Consider the following 19,831-nt stretch of genomic DNA (forward strand, 5'->3'; position numbering starts at 1 on the left):
CGTTTCATGATTCGGTTCGGATACAAGGCGTCGGCCGAGCAGTTCGCGCCGGCTGAACTGCTCAAGTACGGGACACTCGCCGAAGAGCTGGGCTTCGACTCGGTCTTCGTCAGCGACCACCTGCAGCCGTGGCGGCACGACGGCGGCCACGCGCCCGCCGCGCTGCCGTGGCTGGGTGCGCTCGCCGCGCGTACCGAACGGGTGCTGATCGGCACCAGCGTGCTCACGCCCACGTTCCGCTACCACCCCGCCGTGGTCGCGCAGGCCTTCGCCACGCTCGGCTGCCTGGCACCGGGCCGCGCCATCCTCGGCGTCGGCTCCGGGGAATCGCTCAACGAGGTGCTGCTCGGCACCCGCTGGCCGGACGGCAAGGAACGCTTCGCCCGGCTCAAGGAGGCGGTCCTGCTGATCCAGAAGCTGTGGGCCGAGGACCGGGTCACGTACGAGGGGCAGTTCTACTCCACTGAGAACGCCACCATCTACGACAAGCCGGAAATCCCCGTCCCGATCTACATCGGCGCCTCCGGTCCCGCGGCGACCCGGCTCGCCGGCCGCATCGCCGACGGCTTCATCACCACCAGCGGCAAGGGCCACGCGCTCTACACCGACACCCTGCTCCCCGCCGTCACCGAGGGCGCCGAGAAGGCCGGCCGCAAGATCGACGACCTGGACCTGATGATCGAGGTGAAGGTCTCGTTCGACGACGACCTCGACCGGGCCCGCAACGACACCCACTACTGGGGTGCGCTGGCCCTGTCCCCCGACGAGAAGACCGGCGTCGAGGACCCGATCGAGATGCAGCGCCTCGCCGACGCCCTCCCGGTCGACCGCACCGCCAGCCGCTGGATCGTCTCCTCCGACCCGCAGGAACACGCCGCCAAGGTCGCCGAATACCTGGACATGGGCTTCAAGCACCTGGTCTTCCACGCGCCCGGGCCGGACCAGGAACGCTTCCTGCGCCTGTACTCCACCGAGGTGCTCCCGCTCCTGCGCAACCGCAGCTGAGAGACCGCCCCACCCGCCCGAACACGGTGAGCCCCACACCCGGGGCTCACCGTCTGTTCTTCCCCACCCGGCAGCCCACGGCGTTTCCTGCGCTGGCCTGTTCGGGGCACGGCGTTTTCCTGCGCTGGCCTGTTCGGGGCACGGCGTTCTCCACGCCGGCCGCCGGGCCATGATGTTTCTCCCACCCGGCGGTCTCGCCCCGGCGTTCTCTCCCGCTGCCGCCTCGCCCCGGCATTCCTCCTGCGGCCGCCTCGCTTGCGGCTGTCTTATCTGCCGACCGCCTCACATGGTCGTTTTGTACTGGTTCGTGGCCTGATGTTTTGTGCCCCCGGCGCTGTTCCATCAGTGACGTCAGCGGCTGGGATCGGCTGCCTTGCGTCCGCCGGTGTGGTGCCCACGCGGCGTTTGTTGATCTGCTGGCGGAGCGGAATCGCGGTCATGGCCCCTTGATCACAGCGATTTCGTAGCGCTAGCAGATCAACATCTCGGCTCGGCGCGTCCGGCGTCAGCGGAAGCGCTTTCTCAGACGGAGCGCAAGTGGTCGCTGCGACGGCCGTGCGGGCCCGCCCCCTCGCCGTTGATCACGCGGAGGTTGGGGCGTCCGGTGTCGGTTTTCGCAGCATTCCGATCGATGTGGCTGTCCCGCCAGCGGCGACGGGTCAGGTTCGTCGCGCCTTCCAGGGCCGACCGGCCGCGAGCAAGAGGCGTGTTCCGGCGATCTGAAACGGACATCGCCCGGTCGGAGTTCGCTTCGCTCGGTGCGGCATGGCCGGGAGCGGGGCCGGTGAACGGCGGTTCTGCACGCCGGCGGTCGCGGTGTGCCGAACCGTGGGCCCGGTCACTGTTGCGGCGTTCTCCGCTGCGGCGCTCGGTGAGACCGTGGAACTGGCCGCCGGCCGGGTGTGTGCGGCGCTGGTTCGGCACAGGCCAGAGCGGTGCCTGGTCGGCGAGTGCACGGTGCGCCCGGCGCGGTGCGTTGATCAGCGACCGGCCCGGCGCGGAGGAATCGGCGCTGTAGTCGCTGGATGAGCTGGTGGTGTCGGCGGTGCTGCGGCTGGACAAGAAGCCGGCGGTGCTGCGGCTGGGCAAGAAGCCGGGGGCGCTGGGGCCGGGGGTGCTGCGGCCGGTGGAGGGGTTCGGGGTGCGGCGGGCGTGGTGGTGGGCGGTGTGGGCGGAACCGGTCATCACGACGATGCTGGCCGGTGTGCCGGCGCGGGCGGCCCGGCGGTGGGCGGCGGCTTCGGCGAGCAGGGCGCGTACGGCTGTCAGGAACGGCCGTCCGACGGTGAGCGGGTGGACGGTGACCGGGACCTCGGCGCCGCGCAGGCCGGCGGCGGCGGTGCGGGCGGTGAGGAGGGCGTCGATCTCGGGGCCGTCGCCGCGGGCCGATTCCAGGCCGGCCACCGGGGGCAGGCCGATGCGGTCGGCCGTGTCCCGCCAGAAGGCCCGGTAGCCGTGGCCGGGGTCGGTGGGCCGGCAGCCGAAGAGGACTCGCAGGAACCAGAGCACGATCAGGTCGGCCCAGCGGGTGAGCAGGGCGGCCCGGGCGGGTTCGGGGTGGTGCGAGCGGGCGGCCCGGGCGGGTTCGGGGTGGTGTGAGCGAGCGGTTCGGACGGGGGCGAGGTGGTGCGAGCGGGCGGTTCGGACGGGGGCGAGGTAGCGGGAGCCGTGTGCCGTGTCCGCGCCCTCTTGCAGGGCGGCCAGGAGGCGGGGGATGTCGGCCGGGTCGCAGGAGCCGTCGCCGGGGAGGGTCACGACCACGTCGCCGGTGCTTGCCGCCACTCCGCAGGCGATCGCGTTGCCCGGGCCGGTGCGGGTCTGCCGGATGGTGCGGGCGGCCCGGGGGAGCGGCCGGGTGGTGTCCTCGCCGGGTCCGACCACGACGATCACCTCGTGGACCGGCGGCAACGAGCTGATCAACGCGGGCAGCGACTCCAGCCCGGCGTCACTGTCTGAGGCGCGGCCCGCGTCACGGCCTGAGGCGCGGCGCGAGGCGCGGCCCGCGTCACGGTCCGCGGCACGGGCGGCGCCACGGCCCGCGGTACTGCCTGCGGTACGGCCGGCGCCGGGCACCCGAGACGAGCTGACCGCGATCACGATGCTTACGGAGGGTGACGGCGGGCGGTGGCCGGGGGTGGCGCGGTGGCTCGGCGGAACTGGCATGTCGCGGCGACTCCCGGTTTCGGCTGGCGTGCTGTGCCGAAGCTACCTGCCTGCAACCCCGGGACAACCGGCCCTAACGGTTGATAGTGATCATCCCGCCGGGTCGAAGCGGGCCGGTCGGCTCCGGAGGCGTGGCAGGGGCGTCACTGTCCGTACACGAAATGCAGTAGGGTGATCGATGTGAAGCAAAGCATCGAAGCGGTGGTCTTCGACCTGGACGGCGTGATCATCGACACCGAGGAGGTCTGGGAGGAGGTGCGGCGCGGCTATGTGGCCGAGTTCGGCCGCGAGTTCCGGCCGGACAGCCAGGACCGGATGATGGGCATGAGCACCGGCGAGTGGTCCGCGCACCTCGCCGACGAGGTGGGTGTGCCGCGCACCGCGGAGCAGGTGGCGGCCGACGTGCTGGGCCGGATGGCGCAGCGTTACACGGAGGCGTTGCCGCTGATCCCGGGTGCGGTCGAGGTGGTGCGCGCGCTCGGCGAGCATTACCGGCTGGCGCTGGCGAGTTCGTCGGCGCGGCTCCTGATCGACCAGGTGCTGCGGACGGCGGGGCTGACCGGCGCCTTCGAGGTGACCCTCTCCACGGAGGAGGTCCCCCGGGGCAAGCCGGCGCCGGACGTCTATCTCACCGCGGTCGCGAAGCTGGGTCTCACGCCGGCGGTCTGTGCCGCCGTCGAGGACTCCAGCAACGGGCTGCGGTCGGCCGCCGCGGCGGGGCTCGCGGTGATCGCGGTGCCGCACGGCGTCTACCCGCCGGCGGCCGACGCGCTCGCCGCCGCGAGCCGTGTCGTGACAGGAATCGCGGAGGTCACACCGGAGATGATCACCACCCTGTGAATTTCGTGTGAAAAATCTTCGATTCGGGTAACGCACGGGCCGACCAATGGAGGTGGGCCCGTGCGAACCCTTGCTGCGGAGGGTCTTCGGCTCGACGTCGGAATCGTCGACTACTTAATTCTGGCGATCTACTTCGTCACGGTTCTGGGCGTCGGATTCGCCGCCCGCCGTGCCATCAAGAGCAGCGCCGACTTCTTCCTGTCCGGGCGGTCGATGCCGGCCTGGGTCACCGGTCTGGCCTTCGTCTCGGCCAACCTGGGCGCCCTGGAAATCATCGGCATGGCCGCCAACGGCGCCGAGTACGGCCTGATGACCCTGCACTACTACTGGATCGGCGCGGTGCCGGCCATGGTGTTCCTCGGCATCGTGATGATGCCGTTCTACTACGGCTCCAAGGTCCGTAGTGTCCCCGAGTTCCTGCGGCGCCGCTTCAACCGGCCGACCCACCTGTTCAACGCGGTCAGTTTCGCGGTGGCGCAGATGCTTATCGCCGGTGTGAACCTGTACGCGCTGGCCCTGATCCTGCAAGCCCTGCTCGGCTGGCCGCTCTGGTTGTCCATCGTCATCGGCGCGGCGATCGTGCTCGTCTACATCACGCTCGGCGGCCTCTCCTCGGCGATCTACAACGAGGTGCTCCAGTTCTTCGTCATCCTGGCCGGTCTGATCCCGCTCACCGTGGTCGGCCTGGTCAAGGTCGGTGGCATCGACGGCCTGTTCGAGAAGGTGCGGCAGACCCCGCTCGGCGAGGCCGGCCTGAACACGTTCTCGGACACCGCGGGCACCGGTAACCCGCTCGGCGCGAACTGGATCGGCATCATCTTCGGTCTCGGTTTCGTGCTCTCGTTCGGCTACTGGACCACCAACTTCGCCGAGGTGCAGCGGGCGCTGAGCGCCAAGGACATGAACGCCGCCCGGCGTACGCCCATCATCGGCGCCTTCCCCAAGCTGCTCATCCCGGCGGTGACCGTGATCCCCGGCCTGATCGCCCTGGTCACCATCAAGGGGCTCGGCGCGGACGAGGGCGACATGGTCTACAACAACGCGATCCCGCTGCTGATGCGGGACCTGCTGCCGAACGGCGTGCTGGGTGTCGCGGTGACCGGTCTGGTGGCCTCGTTCATGGCCGGCATGGCGGCGAACGTGAGTGGCTTCAACACCGTCTTCACGTACGACATCTGGCAGACCTACATCCGCAAGGACGCCGACGACGCGCACTACATCCGGGTCGGCCGGATCGCCACGATCGGCGGCATCCTGGTCGGCATCGGCACCGCGTTCATCGCGGCCGGCTTCAGCAACATCATGAACTACATCCAGGCGCTGTTCTCGCTCTTCAACGCGCCGCTGTTCGCCACCTTCATCGTCGGCATGTTCTGGAAGCGGATGTCGCCGTGGGCCGGCTTCTGGTCGCTGCTGCTGGGCTTCCTCGCCTCGCTGACGCTGTACGTGGGTCACCTCACCGAGGTCTTCCACTTCAACTCCGACCTGGAGGAGAGCTTCTGGGGTGCCGGTGCCGCGTTCGTGACCGCCGTGGTGGTCGCGATCATCGTCACCATGTTCACCCCGAGCAAGCCGGAGAGCGAGCTGCGCGGCCTGGTGTACGGGCTCGGCGGCGACTCCACCTCCGCCGAGACGATCATCTCCGGTGAGAAGGTCTGGTGGCGCAACCCGGTGCTGCTCGGCACGATCGCCGTGGTCCTGGCCGTCGTTCTCTACATCCCCGTCTGGTGAGGAGCTGACCATGCGTGAGAAGAACCGGCTGTTCGACGTCCGGTCCGTCATCGGGTATCTGTTCGTCGTCTACGGCGTGATCGTCACCGGGCTCGGGATCTTCGACACCCAGGCCGAGATCGACAAGGCGGAGGGCGTCCGGATCAACCTCTGGATGGGCCTCGCGATGCTGGCGCTGGGCCTGTTGATGCTGCTCTGGCTGCGGCTCAACCCGCCGAAGCCGCTGCCGCAGGAACCGGCCGAGGAGGCCACTCAGGAGCCCGCCCCGAAAGACTGATGGCCAGGACGGTGTGCCCGGGTTGCGGTCGTGGTGCACTGGGTCCGCAAATCATCAAGACGCGGATCGGTACGACCGATAACCCGGGCATGAACGCCCTCAGTGCCCTCAGCGGCCTCACCACCGGCGCCCGCCGGGACCCCGGCTGGCAGGTCCAGCTCCGTGTCGACTACGTCGTGAACCAGGTGATGCAGACCCACCGCGGCCAGAGCGAGGACGCCGTCAAACAGGCGATCCAGGACCAGCTCCGGGTTTACGGCGTCGTGCCCAACAAGCGGCAGATCAGCCAGTACGCCCACGCCATCTCGTCCCTGCCGCAACTGCCCCCGACCAGCCGGTAACCCCGTCATCGCGCCGGGAAACGCAAGATCCGATCATCGTCCGCGCGCCGGTCGCCGCGGCCGTCGGTGTTCGACGTGGTCAGCCACAGCGAGCCGTCGGGGGCCACGGCGACCGTGCGCAACCGCCCGTACTCCCCGGTGAGCTCGGCCCGGGCCGAGCCACCACCGAGCGGAACCGTCCACAGCCGCTCCCCGCGCAGCGCCGCGACGTAGAGCGTGTCGCCGGAGACCGCCGCACCGCTCGGCGAGGCCTCGTCGGTGTCCCACGCGACGATCGGCTCGACGAACCGGTCGTCATCGGCACGGCCCTCCACCGCCGGCCAGCCGTAGTTCTTGCCACCCTCGATCAGGTTCACCTCGTCGTACCTGTTCTGACCGAATTCGATCCCGTACATCCGGCCCTGGTCGTCCCAGGCCAGGCCCTGCACGTTGCGGTGACCCAGGGTCCAGACCGGTGAGCCCGCCCACGGGTTGCCGGGCGCCGGCTCACCCGCCGCGGTGATCCGCAGAATCTTGCCGCTCGGGTCGTCCCGGTCCTGGGACCGCGGCTCGTCGCCCGCGTCGCCGGTGCCGACGTAGAGCATGCCGTCCGGCCCGAAGGCGATCCGCCCGCCGTTGTGCCGCGAACCCTTGGCGATGCCTTCGAAGATCACTTCCGGCCGGCCGCCACCGGTCAGCCGGAACCGCACGATCCGGTTGTCGTCCGTCGCGGTGTGGTAGGCGTAGACCCAGTCGTCGCGCACCGCGAGCCCGAGCAGCCCGCCCTCGCCCCCGGCGTCCACGCCGGGCACCGTGTAGACGCGTCGTGGCTGCTCACCGGGCCGCACCCGGAGGATGTCGCCGGTGTCGCGCTCGGCGACCAGGGCGCTGCCGTCCGCCGGGAGGGCCAGGCCCCACGGCACGTCGATCCCGTCCGCCACCGTCTCCGGCGCGGAGAGGTCCGGAACGCCCGACGGCGCCCGTTCGGACGCTGTCGCCGCGGACGCTGTCGCCGCGGACGCCGGTGCGGAGACCGGCGGCACCGGCTGCACGGTGGGCGGTGCCCCGTCGCCGTCGCCGGTGGAGCACGCGGTCAGCAGCGCCGCGCCCGTCACCGCGAGCGCCAGGCGGGTGATCCGGATGACATTCATCGCTCAACGTTGCCACGATCGTGCTCCGCGCGGCTCGCCGCTGGCTGCCCAATCTGCGCTAAAAGTAGCTGTTTGCCGGATCAGCCGGGGTGATCGGGCCCAAGATGGGTGCCGCGTGGTGCGCCGGCCACGCAGGGCGGAGATGGGTTTTGCGAGCTGGACACCCGCGATCATGGCGGCCGGTCACGGCCGCGTTGCTCACCCTCACCAGCATTTTCTGGTACGCGCCACCACCGGCCGGGGCCAACGGAGGCTTCGGCGTGCCACCGGATTTCCGGCGTGGCAATGCCGTGGCGATCAGGTGGGAACCGTGTCCCGAGGACGAGAAGGCGCAGTGCGGGACGATGCGGGTGCCCGCCGACTGGTCCCAGCCGTACGGTCCCTCGATCGAGTTGACCCTGGCCCGGCGCCCGGCCGGCGACAGGTCCCGGCGGCTCGGCGTGCTGATGGTCAACCCGGGCGGCCCCGGCGCCTCCGCCGTCAACCAGGCGCTGGACACCGAGCTCTTCGGCGACGAGGTGGAACGCCGGTTCGACATCGTGGGAATGGATCCGCGCGGTGTCGGCCGCAGCTCCCCGATCCTGTGCGCGCAGGATCTGGTCGACGCGAAACCGGTGCCGCTGGCCGCGAACGAGACCGAGTTCGCCGCGCTCGGCGACTACAACCGGCGGCTCGCGGCGGACTGCGCGGCGCGCAGCGGCCCGGTCTTCCGGCACGCCGGCACCGGCAACGTGGTCCGCGACATGGAGGCGGTCCGGATCGCCCTCGGCGAAGAGAAGATCAACTTCTACGGCGCGTCGTACGGGTCGCTGATCGGCCAGCTCTACGCCGAGCGCCACCCCGGCCGGGTACGGGCCCTGGTGCTGGACAGCGTCATGGACCACAGCTCCGCGGTCGAGGACTTCCTCGGCCGGACCGCGGAGGCGGCACAGGACTCCTTCGACGAGTTCGTGAGGTGGTGTGCTCGGGACACCCAGTGCGCGCTGCGCGGCCGGGACATCCGGGCCGTGTGGGCGGAGCTGATGAAACGGGCGGCGGCGGGCACGCTCACCGACCCGTACGATCCGCCCAGCCCGCTGCGTCCCTGGGAGCTGATCTCGGCGGCGTTCAGCGCGTTCTACGATCCGCAGTGGTACTCCTTCGCCTACTACCTGAAGGAGGCGTACGAGCCGGCGCCGGTGGGCCGCCGTGCCCGCCCCCAGATCGAGCTGACCCCGCACAGCTTCCCGGCCGTGATGTGCCGGGACTGGTCGCTGCCGGTCGGCGGCTACCCGGAGTACCGCAGGCTCCTCGACGCCGCCGCGCGGCGGGCGCCGCAGATGCTCGCCTCGCCGCTGGCACTGACCGCCGTCTCCGGCTGCGCGGGCTGGCCCGACCCGCCGGTCGACCCGCAGCGCCCGATCCCGAAGGCGGCCGGGCCGGTCCTGCTGGTCAACTCGCGGCACGACCCGGCCACCGCGTACTCCTGGGCGCGCAGCGTGACCGCCCAGCTCGGGCCCAGCGCGCGGCTGCTCACCTACGACGGCTGGGGGCACGTCGCCTACAGCCACAGCGACTGCGTGTCCGGCGCCGTCGACCGGTACCTGACCGCGCTGACCCTGCCGGCGCCGGACGTGACCTGCCCGCCGGTCGCGCCGGTGCCGTACGGGGTCGGCTGATCGACGGCGGAGTGGCCCCTGCGGTTGTGCCCCGGCGAGATCCCCGGTAGGCAGAGTATTGACAACTGACGCTGTCCTGACTGGAGGGCCGATGCGGTTCCTGTCCGCGTTCACTGCGCTGTCCTTGACCACCCTGGGGGTCGCGGTCGCGGCCCCACCCGCTGCGGCGGGCGGCGGCGCGCCGGCCCTCGGGCCCACCGCCAGCGGGTACGGCGGGGCCGTCGCCACCGTGGACCCGACCGCCACCGCGGTCGGCCTCGACGTGCTCCGCAAAGGCGGCAACGCGGTGGACGCCGCGATCGCCGCCGCAGCCACCCTCGGCGTGACCGAGCCGTTCTCGGCAGGCATCGGGGGCGGCGGCTTCTTCGTCCACTACGACGCCAAGCGCCGGACCGTCTCCACCATCGACGGCCGCGAGACCGGGCCGGCCACGATGACCGAGGACTACTTCATCGACCCGGCGGACGGCCTGCCGTACGACTTCGCCGAGGCACGCGTCAGCGGGCTCTCCGTCGGCGCGCCCGGCACCCTGGCCACCTGGGAGGCGGCGGCCCGCAAATGGGGCACCCGGTCGCTCGCCGACGGGTTGCGGCCGGCCGCGCAGGTCGCCGACCGCGGTTTCCCGGTGGACGCGACGTTCCGGCAGCAGGTGGCCGACAACGCGGCCGCGTTCGGCCAGTTCGACTCCACCCGGGAGATCTACCTGCCCGGCGGTGCGCCGCCCGCGGTCGGCACGACGCTGCGCAACCCGGACCTCGCCGACACGTACCGGCTGATCGCCCGCAAGGGCACCGGCGTCTTCTACCGCGGGGCGATCGCCGACGACCTGGTGGAGACGGTCCAGCGGCCGCCGGTTGCGGACGACCCGACCGGCACCTGGGCGTACCCGATCCGTCCCGGTGAGCTCACCAAGGCCGACCTGGCCCGGTACCGGCTGCGTTTCCCGGAGCCGACCCGCTCCGACTACCGGGGGCTGACCGTCTACGGCATGAACACGCCGTCCAGCGGCGGCGTCGCCGTCAGCGAAGCGCTCAACATCATCGAGAAGGGCCTGCCGGCCGGCGCGTCCATCACCGACAAGCTGCACTACTACCTCGAGGCGTCGGCGCTCGCCTTCGCCGACCGCAACCGGTACGTCGGGGCGGACACCCCGCAGCGCACCGTGCGGCAACTCGTCTCCGACCGGTGGGCCGCGCAACGGGCCTGCCAGATCAACCCGGGCAAGGCGCTCACCAAGCCGGTGCCGCCCGGTGACCTGACCGCGCGCGGCTGCACGCCGGCCACCGTGGGCGGGCCCACCGAGCAGGGACAGAGCACGACAAACCTGACCGTGGCGGACCGGTGGGGCAACGTGGTCGAATACACGTTCACCATCGAACAGACCGGCGGCAACGCGATGGTCGTGCCCGGGCGGGGCTTCCTGCTCAACAACGAGCTGACCGACTTCAACTTCGCCCCCACCCAGGGCGACGCGGCCGACCCGAACCTGCCCGGCCCCGGCAAGCGCCCGCGCAGCTCGATGTCGCCGACGATCGTGCTGAAGGACGGCAAGCCGTTCCTCGCGCTCGGCTCGCCCGGCGGCGCCACGATCATCACCACCGTGCTCCAGGTGCTCATCAACCGGCTCGACCTGGGGATGACACTGCCGGAGGCGATGGCGGCGCCGCGGGCCTCGCAGCGCAACTCCGCGGGCATCCAGGCCGAGCCCGCCTTCCGGGCGCGGTACGGGCCGGCGCTCACCGCACTCGGGCACACCTTCGGCCCGGACGTGGCCGAACTCGGCGCGGCGACCGCGATCGAGTTCACCCGGGGCGGCGGCCTGATCGCCTCCTCCGAGCCCACCCGCCGCGGCGGGGGAGCAGCAGGCGTGGTCCACCCGAAGCGCTGACCCTTTCTCCGGCTGTCACCCACGGCTGTTCCCCCGCTCCCGAGACAGCTGCCCGTGACAGCCACAGCCGGGTGGCTGTCACGCACGGCTGTTCCCCGGCCCGCCAGACAGCCGTGGGTGACAGCCAGCCGTGGCTGTCACCCACGGCTGTTTTTGGGCCCGCCAAGCAGCCGTGGATACAGCCCCAGCCGGGTGGCTGTCACGCACGGCTGTTTTTGGGCCCGCCAAGCAGCCGTGGATGACAGCCGGGCCGGGTGGCTGTCACGGACATCTGGTTTCCGGGTGGTCGGGCAGCCACCGGTGACAGCCGGAGGGTGGCTGTCACCCACGGCTGTTTCTGGGGTCGGCGGGCAGCCGTGGGTGACGGCCGGGGTGGGGTGGCTGTCACGGGCGGTTGGTTTTGGGGGCGGTGGGCAGCCGTGGGTGACAGCTGGGGTGGGGCGCGAGGGGTCAGCGGGCCTCTAGGGGGAGGCGGATCAGGATTGTTGTGCCTGAGTCGCCGCCGGTCAGTTCGACGCTGCCGTGGTGCCGTTCGACGACGGCCCGGCTCAGCGTCAGGCCCAGCCCGCCGCCGGGGATCACATGGTCGTTCGCGCGGCTGGTCCGGTAGTGACCGGTGAAGATCTCCTCGCGTTCGGCGCGGGGCACGTCGCCCGCCGCGTCCGAGACGGCCAGTTCCGCGGCCCGGCCCGTGTTGCGCAGCGAGACGGCCACGTGGCCGCCGTCGGGGCTGTAGCGGACCGCGCTGCCGAGCAGGTTCTGCACGATGTGCCGCAGCCGGTCCCGGTCGCCCGGCACGATCAGTTCGCCCGGCAGGTCGGCGTCGATCACCACGGGCGTGCCGTGGATTGCCGACCGGGTCCGGTCCACCACGTCGCGGACGACGGCGGCCAGGTCGATGGGGGTACGCCGGACGTCGGCGTGCCCGGCGTCCAGCGCGGACAGCTCCAGCAGCTCGTTGATGATGTCCCGGAGCTGGGTGGTGTTCCGCTCGATCACCTTGATCAGCCGGGGCCCGTCCCGGACCAGGGTCGCCTCGTCGGCCTCGCGGAGCAGTTCGGTGTACGCGCTGATCGACGTGAGCGGGGTACGCAGCTCGTGGCCGATCAGCGCCAGGTACTCGTTCTTGCTGCGGGTCAGCTGCCGCTGCAGGTCCTCGACCCGGCGGCGCTCGACGAACTGGCCGAGGTGCGCGGCGATCCCGGACATCAGCGCGACGAGTTCGTCCTCGGGATCTTCGATGGCGTCGGCGAAGACGGTCAGTACGCCGATCGGCCCGGAGTGGTCGTGCACCGGGATGGCCAGCGCGGTGTGCAGCCGGTCGGCCGACGTGTCCGGGGAGATCAGGCTCTGCGGGCGGCCTACGTCGCGGATCCAGAGCGGCTTGTCCACCTGCCAGGCGCGACCGGCCAGCCCCTGCCCGTAGGCGAGCCGTTCCGGCACCGGGATGCCGGACGGCCACCCCGGAGCACTCCAGCGGGCGGCCGCGCGGATCGTGCCGTCGTCGACCATCCACAGTTCGGCGTGCACCCAGTCCAGGGTGCCGACCACCGCCTCCAGGACCCGGGGCCCGGCCGCCTCGATGCTCGCGGCCTCGGCCAGGGCGGTGGTGACGGCCAGTTCGCAGCTGCGGAACCGCTCGGCCCGGCGCTGGCGGGTGACGTCCTGCACCGCCTGCACCGCGCCCAGCACCCGGCCGTCGAGTCCGCGGATCGGTTGCGCGTCCATCACGTAGTAGTGGGTCCGGCGGCTGCGGCCGTGCAGCGCGACCGGTTCGTCGCGGATCACCTCGCCGCGTAACGCCCGGTTCAGCCCCAGGTCGTCGCGGGTCAGCGGGGTGCCTGTCGCGTCGGTCAGGCCGGGCACGGCCTCGGTGCCGAAGACGGTGTCACCCCACAGCCGGCGCATCCGCTCGTTGACGAGGGCGATCCGGCCGGTGGCGTCGCAGGCGACCACGCCGTCGTGCAGGCTGTCCAGCACGGCGTCGAGGAAGCGGTGCTGCTGTTCCAGCTCGTAGCGGTCGAGTTGTTCGCCGATCAGCAGGGTCGCCACTTCGGAGGCCTCGGAGACGGCGGCCACCTGGTCGGGTGTCCAGGCGCGCGGCCGGTGGTCGTAGGCGCAGCAGACGCCGATGACCGTGCCGGAACGGTCGTGCACCGGGCAGCCCAGGTAGGCGCCGCCGTTCGACTTGAGCACGCCGTCGGGGACCCGGTCGTCCTGGGCGGCGTCCTCGACCATCAGGGTGCCGCCGCCGGTCACGACCACGCCGCCGAGCGAGTTCTCCAGGCCGGTCTCGGCGAGCACGTCCCAGTCGGCCGCGACGCCCCAGCTGCCGTAGAGCCGCAGCCGCGAATCCTCCACGAACTGCACGCAGGCGCTCGGTGCGCCCGCCGCCCGGGCTGTCAGCGCGGCAAGTTGGTCGGCGGATCCGCTGGTCAGCACGCCGCGGTGCAGGGAGGGTCCGGTCGTGGCGGCGCCGGCCAGCAGTTGGCGGAACGAGCCGGCGTGCGTGTCGGCGGCCGCCGGTGAGTGCCCACCGGCGGCCGTCCCCCCGTGAGGTGCGGCCGCACGTGCGAGCGCCGCGGCTGCCGCCGCACCGGTCCCTCCGGACCGCCCGGCGTCGATGCCGGCGTCATCTCGGCGCATGGCTGACCTCCCCCTCAAGGGTAGAGGTGCGAAAGGGCTTAAAGGGGGTGAATTGGCGGCTTGCGGCCGCGGCCGGTGGCTGCGGCATCTCAGCCGCTGTGGGAGCGGCACCGGTGCGGGCCGGGTCCGGCGACCGGCCCCGGGCCACTCCCGTTACTCAGCGTCGCGCGTACCGCAAATCGGTGATCGGACGCCCCGCCGCGGCCCCGCGCCTCTCGAACTTGGTCTCCGGCCGCGCATGCGGCGTCGCCGGAAGGCGGCGAAGGCCCTGGTCCGCGTCGAGGGTCTCCGTCATCGCCTCCGCGTACGCCGGCCAGTCGGTGGCGCAGTGCAGCACACCGCCCGGGCGAAGGCGTTCCCGCAGCAGCGCGACGTTGCCCGGCTGGATCAGCCGGCGCTTGTGGTGACGCGCCTTCGGCCACGGGTCCGGGAAGAAGACGTGCACCGCGTCCAGCGCACCCGGCGCGATCCGGTGGACCAGCTCCATGGCGTCGCCGTGCGCCACCCGGATGTTCGTCAGCCCCTGCTCACCGGCGATCGCCAGCAGGTTGCCGATGCCCGGCGTGTGCACTTCGACAGCGAGAAAATCTCGGTCCGGGTCCGCTGCGGCCATGGCCGCGGTCGCGTCGCCCATGCCGAAACCGATTTCGAGTACGGCCGGAGCGGCGCGCCCGAACAACGCGGTGAGGTCGAGCGCGCTGCGGTCACCGTCGGTGACCTCCAGGCCCCACTGTGGCCAGAGGGCGGCATGAGCGTCCGCATGGCGGCTGCTCATCCGCCCCCGGCGAGGATGAAATGTACGGATGGGCCGGATGTTGGTGTCAGTCATGGCCGCCCCATCGTATTTGTCAGCGCAGCACCGGCTGCACGCTCGGCTGCGAACCCGACTTGAACGGGGTGCGCAGGCCGTTCGCCAAACCCACCACCGTCACCCAGGAGGTGCCGGCGTTCTCGCTGGTGATGACGGCCCGGCCGGCGTCGACGTAGTCGAGTTCCCGGTCCATCGCGTTGCCGATCGTGCGCTTCGCACCGGTGATCGCGTCGTACTCCACCAGGTGCACCGGCTTGCTCTCCTCGGCCGTCTCACCCTCCTGGTACGCGGTGAACGCCAGTTTCGCCCCGTCCGAACGCCAGCTCGGCACCGCCGCGAAACCACGGTTCTGCACGCTGCCACCGCCGTAGGCGGCCACCGTCCGCTCGCCGCCGGTCCGCACGTCGCCGAGGCTCAGGCACGTGTCGTAGATCGACTCGCAGTCGCCGCCCCGGAACGCGAGCTGGTTGCCGTCCGGCGACCAGGCGACCGTGTTGTCACTGCTCAGCTCCTTCTGCCCGGCATTCGCGGCCGCCTCGGGCAGCGCCTCGCCCCGGCAGTCACGCGGGAACAGCACCTCCGGGTTCTTGGCCGGCTTGGCGGCCGAGATCCGGTAGACGCCGGGCCCGCCGTTGCAGGACAGCGACGAGAACGCGATCCACTTGCCGTCCGGCGACCACGACGGGCCGTCGGCGGCCCGGGTGGTGAGCCGGCGCTGCCCGGAACCGTCCGCGTTCATCGTCCAGAGCTGGCCGTCCTTCAGGAAGGCGAGCTGCTTGCCGTTCGGCGACCAGCGCGGCCGGGCACTGGTGCCGCCGGTGGTGAGCCGCTTCTCGGTGGTGCCCTTGCTGGTGTAGACGTCGCCGCCGCGAACGTAGGCGACCAGGCTCGGCAGCTGGCTGCTCGCCGTCTTGCCGGCCGTGCTGCTCGCCGTTCTGCCGGCCGTGGTGCCGGCCGCGCTCTTGGCCGCCGCGACGTTCGCCGCCGCGGTCGCCGCGGTCGCCGCGCTGCCGGCTGCCGTGCTGCTTCCGGCTGCTGCGACGCCCGGGTTGCAGACGACGCAGCACACACCTGCGGCCGCTGCGATCGCCACGTTGCCCGCTGCCTGACCGATGCTCTTCATGGCCGAACGCCCCCCGAAGTTCTGCCTCACTTGCGCTTGCACCTGGAAGCATCGTCGCAACCGGCGAGCTGCTGAGCGGGAACCACGCTGTGACCGGAAAAATCACATCTCTTCGTCTGATGTCGGATGGGACTAACGGCCGGGACGGGGTGTCGCCCCGGCCGTTTTCGCTGGTGGATGGGGGCTTGTGGCAGCCGGGTCCGTCAGGCCCGCTTCTCGGCCGGCACCGAGCCGGTTCCGCCCGCCCCGGTCTCGGCGGGGGCTGCGCCGGGCCGGTTCGCGCCGGTCTCGGCGGGCGCGGCGCTGGATCGGGGCGCGCTGGCCTCGGTCTCGGCGGGCGCGGTGGCCGGGTCCTTGGCGCCGACGTACAGCGTCGCGACCGCGCCCAGCAGCAGCATCCCGCCGGCGATCGTGGCGGCGCCCAGCGGCTCGTCGATCAGGAGCACCGCGAGCAGGGCGGCGGTCAGCGGTTCCAGCAGCGTGACGACCACTGCCACGCTGCCGGTGGTGCGCCGCAGACCGGTGTAGAACAGCGCGTACGCCAGTGCCGTGGTGACCGCCCCGGCGTAGACGAGCAGCGCGACCGGCTCCGCCCGCGGCGTGAACGTGAGCCCCTCCACGGCGGCGATCGGCAGCAGCGTGACCGCCCCGATGGTGCAGGACAGGGTGGTCAGGATCATCGGCGGTACGCCCTGGGTGGTGTGCCGGCTGAGCGCGGTCGACGCGGCGTACACGATGCCCGACGCGACCGCCGCCAGCAGCCCCAGCCCGGCAGCCGTCGCACCGGGCCCGGCCGTCGCGCCCGGCCCGATCGCACCCGGCCCGGTCGCATCATGCCCGGTTGAACCCGGCCCGGCGGTAGCGGCGGCGATCAGCACCAGGCCGAGGATGGCGGCACCGGACGCGGCGAGGGCCGCGGCGCCGGGGCGTTGCCGGGTACGGGCGGTTTCCCACGCGCTGAGCAGCACCGGGGCGATGCCGAGGCTGACCACGGTGGCGATGCTGACGCCGGCGAGGCGTACCGCGACGAAGTACAGCGCCTGGTACGCCGCCAGCCCCACGCCGGCGAGGACGATCGTCACGGGTGCGCCCCGGAAGGCCGCGACGATCTGCCGCCGCGCGGGCAGGCCGATGAGCAGCATGACGGCGGCCGCGGACAGCAGCCGGTAGAACCCGATCGCGACGGCGCCGAGGCCGGTGCTCTCGGCGACGACCTGGACGACGACGCCGGCGGTGCCCCAGAGGATGCCGGCGGCGGAGAGTTGCAGCAGGCTCAGGCGCGCGCCGGCGGCAGTGGGCAGGGTGAAGGATTTGGTGAACACGTGCGCTCCGGAAGGACGAAGTGAGTCGGTGTCGGCAGGCACCGGAGCGCAGCAGAAGATCACCGGTCGAGCGGTGCTCGAACGGTCAGGCGGGCGCTCCGGTCAGGAGCGCGGCGGGCCGAGGTTGCCGAGAGAAAGACTCACGCCGGGCAGCCTAGCGGCCGCGGCAAGCACCCCGCTCCCGCTGTCCCGGCGGTCCGCATCGCGGAACGAGAGGGAGCGGGGCAAGGGCGGCGGGGCAGGACGCGGACTTCCCCGGCGCGTGGGGAGCCGCGCCGGGGAAGAGCGGGGGAGGGAGCTGCGGGAAGCCGGGGGAGGGAGATGGGGGAGAAGTCAGGCGGCGGGGGTGGCGGTGGCGGCCCACATGGCGGTGAAGGCGGCTGCCTCGCCGGCCAGCCAGCTGTCGACGTGGGCGGCCGGGGCGGTGGTGCCGAGGCGGTGGGTGACGCCGCGGCGGACGTCGACCAGGACCGGCTCGGCGTCGGGCAGGATCTGGTCCATGTGGCGGGCCATCAGGTGCAGCATGGCGGTGACGGCCTCGGTGCTCGGCGGCTCCTCGTCGAAGTGCAGCCGGACGGCCTCGCGGTGCCCGTCCGCGTGGCGCAGGCCGAAGTGCGGGTTGAGTTTCACGGCGAGCGGGCCGACCGTGGCGATCGCGTCCCGGGTCTGCGCGAGGCTGACCTGCTCCGGGTCGCCGAGGGAGGCCAGGTAGGCCGCCGCGCCGCCGCGCAGCGACTCGTAGAGCGGCTTCCACCGCTCCTTCACCAGACCGACGACGCCGTCGAGGTAGCTGCCGCCGGTGCGGAACGCGATGTCCGCCTTCAGGGCTTTCACCAGCTGGCCGTGCGGGTTGAACCCGGACCGCCGCTCCCGCTGCTTGCGCAGGCCGCCGACGAACGTGGCCTTGGCCGGCCCGGTGCGCGACACGTAGCGGGTGAAGCCGAGCATCGTCGCGTAGGGAGGGATCACGGGCACGGGGTTGGTCGAGATCGTGGACATGGTGGACGTGGTCACGTCGTCTCCTCACTCGCGCTGCCCGGCACAAAATCGGCCGAAGATCAGCAGCTCAGGGCCCCTCTTTCGTACATACATACTAATCGACGGGTACGACATTCCCAACGCGAAAGCGGCGGTACGAGGTGTCTGATCCGGCGGCCGCCGATGAGTTCCGGTGCGGGGGCTGGTCTGACTGCTCGGCAGCGTTCGAGACGCGATCGAGGAGAGCGACGTGACCGCTACGTACACTTTTGACGTCTTCACCAGTTTGGACGGCTTCGGCGGGGTGACCTCCGCCGACTGGGGTGGTTACTGGGGCAAGCAGGGGGCCGAGTTGCTCGCGCACCGGTCGGCCACATACGCGCCGGCGCAGCGGATGGTGTTCGGGGCGAACACGTACCGGGCTTTCACGCAGCTGGTGGCCGGTGGTGCCGAGGAGACCGTGCACGACGCGTGGGTACGGCGGATGCTGGATCTGCCGGCGGTCGTCGTGTCGAGCACGCTGACCGAGCCGCTCGACTGGCCGGACGCCGTCGTGGCCAAGGGCGACGCCGTCGAGGTCGTGGCGCGGCTCAAGGCGGAGTCGGACGTGCCGCTGCGGTCGCACGGGAGCCTGGCGATGAACCGGGCGCTGATGGCGGCCGGGCTGGTCGACTTCGTGCAGGTCACGGTGTTCCCGGTGATCACCGGGCAGACCGGGGACGACCCGGTGTTCGCCGGTGCCGCCGACTTCGACCTCGACCTGGTCGCGTCGCGGACCCTCGACGGCCGCACCCAGGAACTCGTCTATCGGCCCACCCCGCACACATCCTGACGCGCGAGAAGGCCAACGCGCGAGAAGGACAGCGCGCGGAGAGGACAACGCGCGGAGAGGACAGCGGGCGGGAAAGCCCGGCCGGCAGGAACCGGCCGGGCCCGTTACTCGTCCCGGCTCTGCTCGGCCAGGAAGCGCTCCAGCTCGGCGCCGAGTTCCTCGGCCGTGGGCAGCGGGGCGTCGGAGTCGGCGAGCAGGTTGCCCTGGCGGCCGCGGACGAAGGCGTCGTACTGTGCCTCGAGCGACGTCACCAGGCGGCCGGCCTGCTCGTCGTCGGCGATCTGCTTGTCGACCTCTTCGCGGACCAGCTTGGCCGACTCGCGCAGGGCGCCGGTCGGCAGTGCCAGGCCGGTGCTCGCCGAGACCGAGTCGAGCAGCAGTTCGGCGGCGGCCGGGTAACCGGTCTGCGCGAGGTAGTGCGGGACGTGCGCCGCGTACCCCAGGGCGTCGTGGCCGGTGTTGCCGAGCCGGAACTCCAGCAGGTTGCCGACGCTCGCCGGCACCTGCACCCGCTGCAGCCAGGCCTCGTGGTCGCCGAGCAGGCGTTTGTCGGTGGCGTGCGCGGTCATCCCGACCGGGCGGGTGTGCGGCACGGCCATCGGGATGGCGTTGAGGCCGACCGTGACGCGGACGCCGAGCCGTTCGATGAGTTCGGTGACGGTGGCGATGAACCGCTCCCACTGCAGGTCCGGTTCGGGGCCGGCGAGCAGCAGGAACTGGGTGCCGAGCTGGTCGGTCACCAGGTGCAGGGCGAGGCTGGGTTCCTCGTAGCTCTCGAAGTGGTCGGCCACGAAGACCATCGGCGGCCGGCGGGAGCGGTAGTCGAGGAGCTGGTCCAGGTCGAACGTCGCGACGACTTCGCTCTCCAGGTTCTCCAGCATGTGGTCCCGGGCCAGCTGGATCGCGCTGCCGGCGTCGACGAACCCGGTGAGCGCCTGGATGAGCACCGGGCTGTCCAGGGCCGGGAGGTCACCGGCCACCTCGTAGAGCCCGTGGGGGTCGAGCACGCTGCGGTCCTCCTTGAGAGCGATGCCCGCTTCCGCGGGCTTCTTGTGCCAACACCGGCGCCGGGTGGGTTCATTCCGG

16 protein-coding genes are annotated in these 19,831 nt (G+C 71.8%); 8 read left to right on the forward strand and 8 right to left on the reverse strand.

Going from position 1 to position 19,831, the window contains the following annotated elements; all coding sequences use genetic code 11:
* Positions 1–6 precede the first annotated feature (6 nt).
* Positions 7–1,005, forward strand: a complete 999-nt coding sequence (gene fgd, locus LPA41_RS10040) for a glucose-6-phosphate dehydrogenase (coenzyme-F420) (protein ID WP_229069808.1) — start codon at positions 7–9, stop codon at positions 1,003–1,005.
* A gap of 522 nt (positions 1,006–1,527) precedes the next feature.
* Here fgd and LPA41_RS10045 read toward each other — a convergent pair.
* A complete protein-coding gene (locus tag LPA41_RS10045; protein WP_229069809.1) occupies positions 1,528–3,102 on the reverse strand; it encodes a glycosyltransferase in 1,575 nt (524 codons plus the stop codon).
* A 246-nt stretch (positions 3,103–3,348) separates the two neighbouring features.
* Between LPA41_RS10045 and LPA41_RS10050 the strand changes: the two genes are divergently transcribed.
* The 4 genes from LPA41_RS10050 (at position 3,349) to LPA41_RS10065 (ending at position 6,357) form a co-directional block, all read left to right on the forward strand.
* Positions 3,349–4,008, forward strand: a complete 660-nt coding sequence (locus tag LPA41_RS10050) for an HAD family phosphatase (RefSeq protein WP_229069810.1) — start codon at positions 3,349–3,351, stop codon at positions 4,006–4,008.
* 60 nt (positions 4,009–4,068) lie between these two features.
* Positions 4,069–5,739 carry a sodium:solute symporter family protein gene (locus LPA41_RS10055; RefSeq protein WP_229069811.1) on the forward strand — a complete coding sequence of 557 codons (1,671 nt, stop codon included), beginning with the start codon at positions 4,069–4,071 and terminating at the stop codon, positions 5,737–5,739.
* 10 nt (positions 5,740–5,749) lie between these two features.
* Complete coding sequence (locus LPA41_RS10060; RefSeq protein ID WP_229069812.1) at positions 5,750–6,016, forward strand: hypothetical protein; 267 nt, start codon at positions 5,750–5,752, stop codon at positions 6,014–6,016.
* 89 nt (positions 6,017–6,105) lie between these two features.
* The gene (locus LPA41_RS10065) at positions 6,106–6,357 is read left to right on the forward strand and encodes a hypothetical protein (protein ID WP_229069813.1); all 252 of its coding nucleotides are present in this window, start codon (positions 6,106–6,108) and stop codon (positions 6,355–6,357) included.
* Positions 6,358–6,362: 5 nt separating this feature from the next.
* Here LPA41_RS10065 and LPA41_RS10070 read toward each other — a convergent pair whose 3' ends face one another.
* Positions 6,363–7,487, reverse strand: coding sequence for a sorbosone dehydrogenase family protein (locus LPA41_RS10070; RefSeq protein WP_229069814.1), 1,125 nt, complete (start codon positions 7,485–7,487; stop codon positions 6,363–6,365).
* Between the two features lie 260 nt (positions 7,488–7,747).
* Between LPA41_RS10070 and LPA41_RS10075 the strand changes: the two genes are divergently transcribed.
* Positions 7,748–9,145: an alpha/beta hydrolase gene (locus LPA41_RS10075; RefSeq protein ID WP_229069815.1), complete on the forward strand. Its 1,398-nt coding sequence runs from the start codon at positions 7,748–7,750 to the stop codon at positions 9,143–9,145.
* Between the two features lie 91 nt (positions 9,146–9,236).
* Positions 9,237–11,033 (forward strand): gamma-glutamyltransferase, encoded by a 1,797-nt coding sequence (gene ggt / locus LPA41_RS10080; protein WP_229069816.1) that lies wholly within the window; start codon positions 9,237–9,239, stop codon positions 11,031–11,033.
* Positions 11,034–11,483: 450 nt separating this feature from the next.
* On the opposite strand, the gene LPA41_RS10085 is transcribed toward ggt, so the two are convergent.
* The 5 genes from LPA41_RS10085 to LPA41_RS10105 all read right to left on the reverse strand — a co-directional run bounded on the left by LPA41_RS10085 (position 11,484) and on the right by LPA41_RS10105 (position 17,934).
* On the reverse strand, positions 11,484–13,679 hold the full coding sequence (locus LPA41_RS10085) for an ATP-binding protein (protein ID WP_229069817.1): 2,196 nt from the start codon (positions 13,677–13,679) through the stop codon (positions 11,484–11,486).
* 157 nt (positions 13,680–13,836) lie between these two features.
* Positions 13,837–14,508 (reverse strand): tRNA (guanosine(46)-N7)-methyltransferase TrmB, encoded by a 672-nt coding sequence (gene trmB / locus LPA41_RS10090; protein WP_229069818.1) that lies wholly within the window; start codon positions 14,506–14,508, stop codon positions 13,837–13,839.
* Between the two features lie 19 nt (positions 14,509–14,527).
* Positions 14,528–15,613, reverse strand: a complete 1,086-nt coding sequence (locus LPA41_RS10095) for a hypothetical protein (protein ID WP_229069819.1) — start codon at positions 15,611–15,613, stop codon at positions 14,528–14,530.
* Positions 15,614–15,816: 203 nt separating this feature from the next.
* Positions 15,817–16,935, reverse strand: coding sequence for a DMT family transporter (locus LPA41_RS10100; protein ID WP_229069820.1), 1,119 nt, complete (start codon positions 16,933–16,935; stop codon positions 15,817–15,819).
* Positions 16,936–17,268: 333 nt separating this feature from the next.
* Positions 17,269–17,934 (reverse strand): hypothetical protein, encoded by a 666-nt coding sequence (locus LPA41_RS10105; protein WP_229069889.1) that lies wholly within the window; start codon positions 17,932–17,934, stop codon positions 17,269–17,271.
* 229 nt (positions 17,935–18,163) lie between these two features.
* Here LPA41_RS10105 and LPA41_RS10110 point away from each other — a divergent pair, with 229 nt between their 5' ends.
* On the forward strand, positions 18,164–18,745 hold the full coding sequence (locus tag LPA41_RS10110) for a dihydrofolate reductase family protein (RefSeq protein WP_229069821.1): 582 nt from the start codon (positions 18,164–18,166) through the stop codon (positions 18,743–18,745).
* A gap of 104 nt (positions 18,746–18,849) precedes the next feature.
* Here the strand turns inward: LPA41_RS10110 and LPA41_RS10115 are convergent, their stop codons facing one another.
* Positions 18,850–19,752, reverse strand: a complete 903-nt coding sequence (locus LPA41_RS10115; RefSeq protein WP_229069822.1) for a proteasome assembly chaperone family protein — start codon at positions 19,750–19,752, stop codon at positions 18,850–18,852.
* Between the last annotated feature and the right edge of the window lie 79 nt (positions 19,753–19,831).

Source organism: Actinoplanes sp. DH11 (assembly GCF_020873875.1).
In the GTDB taxonomy this organism is placed as follows: Bacteria; Actinomycetota; Actinomycetes; order Mycobacteriales; family Micromonosporaceae; genus Actinoplanes.

Coding starts and splice junctions, on each gene's coding strand:
- fgd (WP_229069808.1), top strand. CDS start 7: ATGATTCGGTTCGGATACAAGGCGTCGGCCGAGCAGTTCGCGCCGGCT.
- LPA41_RS10060 (WP_229069812.1), top strand. CDS start 5,750: ATGCGTGAGAAGAACCGGCTGTTCGACGTCCGGTCCGTCATCGGGTAT.
- LPA41_RS10065 (WP_229069813.1), top strand. CDS start 6,106: ATGAACGCCCTCAGTGCCCTCAGCGGCCTCACCACCGGCGCCCGCCGG.
- LPA41_RS10070 (WP_229069814.1), bottom strand. CDS start 7,487: ATGAATGTCATCCGGATCACCCGCCTGGCGCTCGCGGTGACGGGCGCG.
- ggt (WP_229069816.1), top strand. CDS start 9,237: ATGCGGTTCCTGTCCGCGTTCACTGCGCTGTCCTTGACCACCCTGGGG.
- LPA41_RS10085 (WP_229069817.1), bottom strand. CDS start 13,679: ATGCGCCGAGATGACGCCGGCATCGACGCCGGGCGGTCCGGAGGGACC.
- trmB (WP_229069818.1), bottom strand. CDS start 14,508: ATGACTGACACCAACATCCGGCCCATCCGTACATTTCATCCTCGCCGG.
- LPA41_RS10095 (WP_229069819.1), bottom strand. CDS start 15,613: ATGAAGAGCATCGGTCAGGCAGCGGGCAACGTGGCGATCGCAGCGGCC.
- LPA41_RS10105 (WP_229069889.1), bottom strand. CDS start 17,934: ATGTCCACGATCTCGACCAACCCCGTGCCCGTGATCCCTCCCTACGCG.